We start from the raw sequence: 3,758 nt of genomic DNA on the forward strand, positions 1-3,758 counted from the left end.
CGGGGGCCCCCCATCGTTCTCGGGGCCCCCGACCCCGCCCCGCGCTCTCATCGCACCCCCCCCTCTCCGGGGGCGCCCCGGCCCCCCCCCCCGGGCCCCGCCCCTGTTCGCGGCTCTCAGCGACTGTTCGCTCGCGACGAAATCCGTAGGTTCGTACGCTGCGGCGATCGCTCCGTACGGACGATCGGCCGTCTCAGAGCACGGCCCCGCGTCCCGCCATCCGTCAACAAGTGCGAAGATGGGTTCTCGGCAGGACAGGGCCCCCACCACAGGGCCGAAATAAAGCGGCCGAACACCAGCCGCCGCCCGGTCATCGAAGACCGGCGACGAGCGCACATGCATGGAGGACGTGACGTGGCGAACGACGCCAGCACCGTTTTCGACCTAGTGATCCTCGGCGGCGGTAGCGGCGGTTACGCCGCGGCGCTGCGCGGAGCGCAGCTGGGCCTGGACGTCGCACTGATCGAGAAGAACAAGCTCGGCGGCACCTGCCTGCACAACGGCTGCATCCCGACGAAGGCCCTGCTCCACGCCGGCGAGGTCGCCGACCAGGCGCGCGAGGCGGAGCAGTTCGGTGTCAAGGCCTCCTTCGAGGGCATCGACATCAAGGGCGTGCACAAGTACAAGGACGACGTGATCTCGGGCCTGTACAAGGGTCTGCAGGGGCTCGTCGCCTCCCGCAAGGTGACCTACATCGAGGGCACCGGTCACCTGTCCTCCCCGACCTCCGTCGACGTGGACGGCCGTCGCGTCGAGGGTCGTCACGTGCTCCTGGCCACCGGCTCCGTGCCGAAGTCGCTCCCCGGCCTGGAGATCGACGGCAACCGGATCATCACCTCGGACCACGCGCTGAACCTGGACCGGGTCCCGGAGTCGGCGATCATCCTCGGCGGCGGCGTCATCGGCGTCGAGTTCGCCTCGGCGTGGAAGTCCTTCGGGACCGACGTGACGGTCATCGAGGGCATGAAGCACCTCGTCCCGGTCGAGGACGAGAACAGCTCGAAGCTTCTTGAGCGCGCGTTCCGCAAGCGCGGCATCAAGTTCAACCTCGGCACCTTCTTCCAGTCCGCCGAGTACACCGACAGCGGTGTCAAGGTCACGCTGGCCGACGGCAAGACCTTCGAGGCCGAGGTGCTGCTCGTCGCCATCGGCCGCGGCCCGGTCTCCGCCGGCCTCGGTTACGAGGAGCAGGGCGTCGCGATGGACCGCGGCTACGTCCTGGTCGACGAGTACATGCGTACCAACGTGCCGACGATCTCGGCCGTGGGCGACCTCGTCCCGACCCTCCAGCTCGCGCACGTCGGCTTCGCCGAGGGCATCCTCGTCGCCGAGCGTCTCGCCGGCCTGAAGGCCGTGCCGATCGACTACGACGGCGTGCCGCGGGTGACGTACTGCCACCCCGAGGTCGCCTCCGTCGGCATCACCGAGGCCAAGGCCAAGGAGATCTACGGCGCGGACAAGGTCGTCGCCCTCAAGTACAACCTCGCGGGCAACGGCAAGAGCAAGATCCTCAAGACCGCGGGCGAGATCAAGCTCGTCCAGGTCAAGGACGGTGCCGTGGTCGGCGTCCACATGGTCGGTGACCGCATGGGCGAGCAGGTCGGCGAAGCACAGCTGATCTACAACTGGGAGGCGCTGCCGGCCGAGGTCGCGCAGCTCATCCACGCCCACCCGACGCAGAACGAGGCGCTCGGCGAGGCCCACCTGGCCCTGGCCGGCAAGCCTCTGCACTCCCACGACTGACGCTGACGTCATCACAGGGCGCGACGACCACTTTCCGCAATTCGTTAGGAGCAACTGAAACCATGTCGGTTTCCGTAACCCTGCCGGCGCTCGGCGAGAGCGTCACCGAGGGCACCGTCACCCGCTGGCTCAAGGCCGAGGGTGAGCGTGTCGAGGCCGACGAGCCGCTGCTCGAGGTCTCGACCGACAAGGTCGACACCGAGATCCCCGCCCCCGCCTCGGGCATCCTGGCCTCCATCAAGGTCGCCGAGGACGAGACGGTCGAGGTCGGCGCCGAGCTGGCCATCATCGACGACGGCACCGGCGCCCCGGCCGCGGCTCCGGCCCCGGCCGCCGAGCCCGTCGCCGCCCCGGCCCCCGTGGCCGAGGCTCCGGCCGCTCCGGCGCCGGTCGCCGAGGCCCCCGCCGCCGCCCCGGCGGGCGGTGCCGCCGGCACCGACGTCGTGCTGCCCGCGCTGGGCGAGTCCGTCACCGAGGGCACCGTGACCCGCTGGCTGAAGTCGGTCGGCGAGACCGTCGAGGCCGACGAGCCGCTGCTCGAGGTCTCCACGGACAAGGTCGACACCGAGATCCCGGCCCCCGTCTCGGGTGTCCTCCTGGAGATCACCGTCGCCGAGGACGAGTCCGCCGAGGTCGGCGCCAAGCTGGCCGTCATCGGCGTCGCGGGTGCCGCTCCGGCCGCCCCCGCCGCCCCGGCTCCGGCCGCCCCCGTCGCGGCCCCGGCCCCGGCCCCGGCCCCGGTGGCTCCGGCCGCCCCGGTCGCGGCTCCCGCTCCGGTGGCTCCGGCCGCTCCCGTGGCCGCTCCGGCCCCGGTCGCGCCGGCCGCCCCGTCGATCGCTCCGGCCCTGGTCACCCCCGTCGCCCCGGCTCCGGCCGAGGACGGCGCGTACGTGACCCCGCTGGTCCGCAAGCTCGCCACCGAGAACGGTGTCGACCTGGCGGCCGTCAAGGGCTCCGGCGTCGGCGGTCGCATCCGCAAGCAGGACGTCCTCGCGGCCGCCGAGGCCAAGAAGGCCGCCGCTGCCGCCCCCGTCGCCGCTCCGGCCGCTCCGGCCGCCGCGAAGGCTCCGGCCCTCGCGGTCTCCCCGCTGCGCGGTCAGACCGTCAAGATGACCCGCATGCGCAAGGTCATCGGCGACAACATGATGAAGGCGCTGCACGGCCAGGCCCAGCTGACCTCGGTCGTCGAGGTCGACATCACCAAGCTGATGAAGCTGCGCGCCCGCGCCAAGGACGCGTTCGCGGCTCGTGAGGGCGTCAAGCTCTCCCCGATGCCGTTCTTCGTCAAGGCGGCGGCCCAGGCGCTGAAGGCCTTCCCGGTCATCAACGCCCGGATCAACGAGGACGAGGGCACGATCACCTACTTCGACACCGAGAACATCGGTATCGCGGTGGACTCCGAGAAGGGTCTGATGACCCCGGTCATCAAGGGTGCGGGCGACCTCAACATCGCCGGCATCTCGAAGAAGACCGCGGAGCTGGCCGGCGCCGTGCGCGCCAGCAAGATCACCCCGGACGACCTGGCCGGTGCGACCTTCACCATCTCCAACACCGGTTCGCGCGGCGCGCTGTTCGACACGATCATCGTGCCCCCGAACCAGGTCGCCATCCTGGGCATCGGCGCCACCGTGCGCCGTCCGGTCGTCATCAACCACCCGGACCTGGGTGAGACGATCGCGGTCCGCGACATGACGTACGTCGCCCTGTCCTACGACCACCGTCTGGTGGACGGCGCCGACGCCGCCCGTTACCTGACGGCCGTCAAGGCGATCCTGGAGGCCGGCGAGTTCGAGGTCGACCTCGGCCTGTAAGGACCCGTCGGGCCCCCGTGAAGGGCCCTGCGAGGCCACGTGAGGGCCGGCCCGCCGGTCGGCAACGTAACGAGCCTCACCTGCGGCGCCCCCGTCCGGAAGTGTTTCCGGACGGGGGGGCCCCCCGATTGTGTAATGGGGAAAACACCCCCCGGGGCCCGAAATACCCGGCCCCGCGGCCCCACGCGGGGCGCACAGATACCC

2 protein-coding genes are annotated in these 3,758 nt (G+C 71.2%); both read left to right on the forward strand.

What is annotated here, in order from left to right; translation table 11 throughout:
* Window positions 1-354: 354 nt before the first annotated feature.
* The gene (gene lpdA, locus ACFC0G_RS37255) at window positions 355-1,743 is read left to right on the forward strand and encodes a dihydrolipoyl dehydrogenase (RefSeq protein ID WP_376412808.1); all 1,389 of its coding nucleotides are present in this window, start codon (window positions 355-357) and stop codon (window positions 1,741-1,743) included.
* Between the two features lie 62 nt (window positions 1,744-1,805).
* Entirely contained in the window at window positions 1,806-3,554 is a 1,749-nt protein-coding gene (gene sucB, locus ACFC0G_RS37260; RefSeq protein WP_376412811.1) for a 2-oxoglutarate dehydrogenase, E2 component, dihydrolipoamide succinyltransferase, read from the forward strand.
* Window positions 3,555-3,758 lie beyond the last annotated feature (204 nt).

This window comes from Streptomyces sp. NPDC056169 (assembly GCF_042268445.1).
Lineage (GTDB): Bacteria > Actinomycetota > Actinomycetes > Streptomycetales > Streptomycetaceae > Streptomyces.

Excerpts from the sequence above, each read along its gene's own strand:
- sucB (WP_376412811.1), top strand. The coding sequence starts at position 1,806 with ATGTCGGTTTCCGTAACCCTGCCGGCGCTCGGCGAGAGCGTCACCGAG.